Source organism: Bacillus sp. B2-WWTP-C-10-Post-4, assembly GCF_009183805.1.
Taxonomy (GTDB): domain Bacteria; phylum Bacillota; class Bacilli; order Bacillales; family Bacillaceae_G; genus Bacillus_A; species Bacillus_A cereus.
Genome location: NZ_WEII01000188.1, coordinates 1 through 4,799 on the forward strand (window position 1 = coordinate 1; position 4,799 = coordinate 4,799).

Genomic DNA, 4,799 nt, shown 5'->3' on the forward strand with positions numbered 1-4,799 from the left:
TTGTAGAGGAGGGGGAGTATATGTTAGCTGGATTTTTAGTTTGTTTATTTGTTGGGTTACTTATCATTTTTTTAGGGTATCAAATACATGTGAAAAAGAGGTTGTTTTTGTTAGCAGGATATCAAGAAGAAACGTTTGTTGGAGATAAAAATAAATTAGCGAAGCTTTCAGGAGCATTTTCTTATATAGTTGGAGTTGCTACTATAATATTACCGCTTGGCTTAGAAAAAATAGGTAATGTATTTGGTATCGTATATGCTATATTAATTGTTTTAGGTACAATTGTATTCATAATTAAAGCAAACTTATTAAATAAGAGTACTATAAAGTAAAAAGGCTTCATTCTACTGAAGCCTTTTATTAATTGTTATGAAATATAAGTAAAAGCTGGAATAGGATCAACAAATATATCCCAATCTTGTTTCATTTCTTTCTCTGTTAATAGACAACTATCTAATGATTGTTCAATTAAAGAACGGTTCATATCAATTCCGATAAATACGAGTTCGGTTATTCGATCTCCATATTGTTTATCCCAGTTTTTCAATACTTCTGGTTCTTCTGTAATCATTTGATTTCTTTCAGTTTCAGGTAATGCCGCTATCCACTCACCGGCTCCTTGAATTGTAATAGAGGAACCTGCTTGAGATAGAAGCCCTATCATATTATTACGAGATGCCAGCCAGAAGAATCCTTTCGCTCTTACAACATCTAAAGGCCACCTTTCTAGCCAATTCATAAGGCGCTCGGGATGGAAAGGATATTTGCGGCGGTAAACAAAGGAATTGATACCGTATTCTTCCGTTTCCGGTGTATGATGGTCACTATTTAATTCTTGTATCCAGCCGGCCGATTGACTGGCTTCTTCATAATTAAATAGATTTGTGTTTAAAATTTCTTGTAATGGTACTTTGCTAAACGAAGATTCAAGAACTTTTGCATTAGGATTTAATTTTTTTAGTAAATGATGAAGCTCTATCACATCTTCTTTTTCTAGCAAATCTATCTTATTAAGAATAATTACGTTTGCAAATTCAATTTGATCTATTAATAAATCAATAACTTCCCGGGTATCATTCTCATCGATTGCTTGTTTTCGGTCTAATAAACTTTCTCCATCTGCAAAATCATCCCAAAATCTATTTGCATCTACAACTGTAACCATCGTATCGAGGCGACAATTTTTCGTTAAATCAATGTTAAGAACTTCGTCTGTATAAGTAAACGTTTGAGCAACTGGAATAGGCTCACTTATACCAGAAGATTCAATAATAATATAGTCAATATCACCATTTTCCACAAGACGATTCACTTCTATCATTAAATCTTCTCGTAGTGTACAACAAATACAGCCATTTTGAATCTCTACTAGTTTTTCCTCCGTACGTGAAAAACCACCCTTTTTTATAAGAGATGCATCAATGTTTACTTCGCTCATATCATTAACGATAACAGCTACTTTTAAGTTATTCTTATTAGTCAAAATGTGATGTAGTAAGGTAGTTTTTCCAGATCCTAAAAAACCACTTAATACAGTGATAGGTACTTTTTTCATGAAACGATCTCTCCTTTAAATCGTAATGATTACGTTTTATATTAAACGATAGGAAAAGAAAAATCAATAATAAATCATAATGATTACGATTTAAGAATAGAAATAGACTATAAAATTTGTGCTGTAGTATGAAGCATTTGGACAAGCACATGTTTACATGTAAATAAAATGGAGGCGAGAAGCTTGGTCTTTAATAGAGTTTCAAAAGAATTAGTAGGCATAGCTCTTATCGCTATGTTTCTCTTTTTATTATTTTTTGTAGATTTTACAAGTCTAGTAAATTTGCACACAAATATACCGCAGGAATGGCTGAATGTGAATACGGTATTTTTAAGTATCATTTTTGAAGCAATACCTTTTATTTTATTAGGGGTAATTGTTTCTTCATGTATTCAAGTGTTTGTGACGGAAGATATGATTCAAAAAGTCATGCCGAAATCTCCAATTGTTGCAATGATTCCAGCAGTATTTGTGGGAGTTCTTTTTCCAATGTGTGAATGTGTCATTATACCAATTGTAAGAAGACTCATTCAAAAAGGGCTACCACTTCATGTAGGCATTGTTATTTTATTGAGTGCACCCATTATGAATCCAGTTGTTCTTTTATCTACTGTATATGCGTTTCCAAAAAATGATTACGTTGTATATGCACGCTTTGGGATAACAATTTTAGTTGCTCTATTTATAGGGCTAATTGTGTATTACTGCTATCGCGAAAGAAATGTTTTAAAAGACGTAGAGGTTTCAGTTCAAATAAGCAAAAAAAAGAGTTGGAAAGATGTTATGAATCACATTGTAGATGAGTTTTTTGATACTGGTAAATATTTATTGATAGGTGCTTTTTTAGCAAGTGTATTTCAGACGTTTTTTGATCGGAATATACTGGATGCAGTAGCACATAACGAAGTAATTGCCCCTTTTATTATGATGGGATTTGGTTATGTTTTATCAATTTGCTCTGCAGCCGATGCTTTTATAGCTGCATCTTTTGGACATGTTTTCTCGGTAAAGGCACTTCTCGCATTTCTTGTGTTTGGGCCTATGCTTGATATGAAAAATACGTTAATGCTATTTGCGTATTTTCAAAAGAAATTTGTATTCTTTTTGATGGGAATTGTCATTGTATCTGTGTATACCATCCTGCAAATCATAATGTTATAGGAGGTGAGAAAGAATGGAGAAAGAGGAGCAGAAGGCGTATCATCGCTATATACGTGGCATTATTTTAATTGGTTTAGCAATGCTCTTATTTAAACTACTTGTAACAGGAAATATTTATAATTTTATCGTTCCAAAAATGATCAAATTTACGTATATAGCTTTTGTAGTAATTTTAATTTTTGGTATTGTACAAGTTTGGGGAGATGGAAGAGAAAAACAGCATGATTGTAATTGTTGTAAACATCATACAACATCAAAATCAGGGATAAAAAGTTTCTTTGTATATGTTTTATTTGTTGTTCCGATAGTTAGTGCTTTTCTCTTTGGAAGTGTAACAATTGATGGAAGTTTAGCAGGAAAAAGGGGTATGAATCAAAGTGTACAGGCGAGAAGTCTGGAAAGAAACGAAAAAGAGGGGAAACAGGTTAAGTTTGATGAGCGAGAAGTATTAGTTGATTCAGAAGAAACATCAAATTTAGCAACGACTTATAAAACGGAAGAGCAAGTAGTAAAAAGTATGTTAGGACAGCGTAAACTACAAGTAAAGGATAAGGATTATGTTCAAACAATGAATGTAATTGGTCAAAATATTAATTGGTTTAAAGGGAAAGAAATTACATTTTTAGGGTTTATATATAAGGATAAAGATGTGACGGGTAATAAAGCAGTAGTGGCTCGATATGGCATAACTTGTTGTATTGCGGATGCATCAGTCTGGGGGATGATTGTTACCGGGAAAAATATTGAAAAAATTCCAGAAGAAACATGGGTGAAAATAACAGGATTATTAGATGAAACGACATATAAAGGAACAGTCTTTCCACTTGTAAAAGTAAACAAAATCGAGAAAATTAATAAGCCAACTGACCCATATGTATATGATGCTTTACCTCAATAGAAAAGAATAAATTCTTCATATTTTCATGAAATAGAATCATAATCAAGGCGATAAAAAAATAAAGATAAGAGTAATTTGGTTTGTTAAAAATATGTGCAGAAGGAGTTATGCGATGAACTGGGTTACTCATAAACCATCATTTGAATTTGAAACATTTAGTCCTATTATTCGGTCACAATCTGCGTGGAGTGGACATTTAGATTTTGCATATGACTTAGTACGATTTGAAAAACCAGAAACTTTAGTTGAGTTAGGTACACATTTAGGAGCTTCCTTTTTTAGTTTTTGTCAGGGAGTAAAAGATGGAGGGTTATCGACTAAATGCTTTGCAGTAGATACTTGGGCTGGAGATGGGCATACAGGTCCATATGGAGAAGGGGTTTTTCAAATAGTAGAAAAAGTAGTGAGCGATAACTACCTTAATATAGGAAATTTAATTCGATCTACTTTTGATGATGCTGTAGACCGGTTTCAAGATGAAACGATAAATCTTTTGCATATTGATGGCTATCATACGTATGAAGCTGTTTCTCACGATTATAATACATGGCTACCGAAAGTCGCGAAAAACGGTATTGTATTATTTCATGATATTGAAGTTAGAAGTAGTGATTTCGGCGTATATAAGTTTTGGGATGAGGTAAAAGCGAAGTACCCTCATTTTCAATTTGCGCATTCATATGGACTGGGAGTGTTATTTCCGAAGGGTTGTAGTGATAAGTTTGAGGAAATACTTAAAAATAAAGAAGAAATACAAAATATGTATAAATAAAGGTAGGGCATGCATCATTTTAATGATGTGTGCCCTATTTTTTATGTAGAAAATAATGGTGTGAATTAAAAAGCGAAGATAGTTGTAAAAAGTTTTATTGCAGCAAATATTAAAAAAGTTAGTATGGGATTTTTCTTTGTAAATAAAGTGAAGCTTTAATACGTTCATATCAATTCGGAATTTTACAGTAGTTAATTTCTTACCTAAGTGCTTTGCACTTACTGAATTTTGAGACGGGGGTCTTATTGGCCGAAAATATCGGGATAAATAAAAATACAACATTTTTTATATTTTTCATTGCGAAAAACGTAATCTACTTTTACAATAGAAAGGGTTGTGAATATATTATACTGGAAAAATAAATCGAAATAATATGAAAATTTTGTTTTGTCTTCGCTAATTGTATATTACAT

Annotated in this window: 5 protein-coding genes; 4 read left to right on the top strand and 1 reads right to left on the bottom strand. The window is 32.3% G+C overall.

Features of this window, described 5'->3' with window-relative positions:
• Positions 1-20 precede the first annotated feature (20 nt).
• Positions 21-332 (top strand): DUF3784 domain-containing protein, encoded by a 312-nt coding sequence (locus tag GBN78_RS28520; RefSeq protein WP_152127973.1) that lies wholly within the window; start codon positions 21-23, stop codon positions 330-332.
• A 35-nt stretch (positions 333-367) separates the two neighbouring features.
• Here the strand turns inward: GBN78_RS28520 and GBN78_RS28525 are convergent, their stop codons facing one another.
• Positions 368-1,555, bottom strand: coding sequence for a GTP-binding protein (locus GBN78_RS28525; protein WP_003312842.1), 1,188 nt, complete (start codon positions 1,553-1,555; stop codon positions 368-370).
• A gap of 168 nt (positions 1,556-1,723) precedes the next feature.
• Here GBN78_RS28525 and GBN78_RS28535 point away from each other — a divergent pair, with 168 nt between their 5' ends.
• The 3 genes from GBN78_RS28535 (at position 1,724) to GBN78_RS28545 (ending at position 4,386) form a co-directional block, all read left to right on the top strand.
• The gene (locus GBN78_RS28535; RefSeq protein WP_170950075.1) at positions 1,724-2,716 is read left to right on the top strand and encodes a permease; all 993 of its coding nucleotides are present in this window, start codon (positions 1,724-1,726) and stop codon (positions 2,714-2,716) included.
• A gap of 13 nt (positions 2,717-2,729) precedes the next feature.
• On the top strand, positions 2,730-3,614 hold the full coding sequence (locus GBN78_RS28540) for a TIGR03943 family putative permease subunit (protein WP_044584292.1): 885 nt from the start codon (positions 2,730-2,732) through the stop codon (positions 3,612-3,614).
• 112 nt (positions 3,615-3,726) lie between these two features.
• Positions 3,727-4,386, top strand: coding sequence for a class I SAM-dependent methyltransferase (locus GBN78_RS28545; RefSeq protein WP_001104673.1), 660 nt, complete (start codon positions 3,727-3,729; stop codon positions 4,384-4,386).
• Positions 4,387-4,799: the final 413 nt, after the last annotated feature.

What these genes read in the sequence shown, in the direction of transcription:
- GBN78_RS28540 (WP_044584292.1), top strand. Translation starts at nt 2,730, where the DNA reads ATGGAGAAAGAGGAGCAGAAGGCGTATCATCGCTATATACGTGGCATT.
- GBN78_RS28520 (WP_152127973.1), top strand. Translation starts at nt 21, where the DNA reads ATGTTAGCTGGATTTTTAGTTTGTTTATTTGTTGGGTTACTTATCATT.
- GBN78_RS28545 (WP_001104673.1), top strand. Translation starts at nt 3,727, where the DNA reads ATGAACTGGGTTACTCATAAACCATCATTTGAATTTGAAACATTTAGT.
- GBN78_RS28535 (WP_170950075.1), top strand. Translation starts at nt 1,724, where the DNA reads ATGGAGGCGAGAAGCTTGGTCTTTAATAGAGTTTCAAAAGAATTAGTA.
- GBN78_RS28525 (WP_003312842.1), bottom strand. Translation starts at nt 1,555, where the DNA reads ATGAAAAAAGTACCTATCACTGTATTAAGTGGTTTTTTAGGATCTGGA.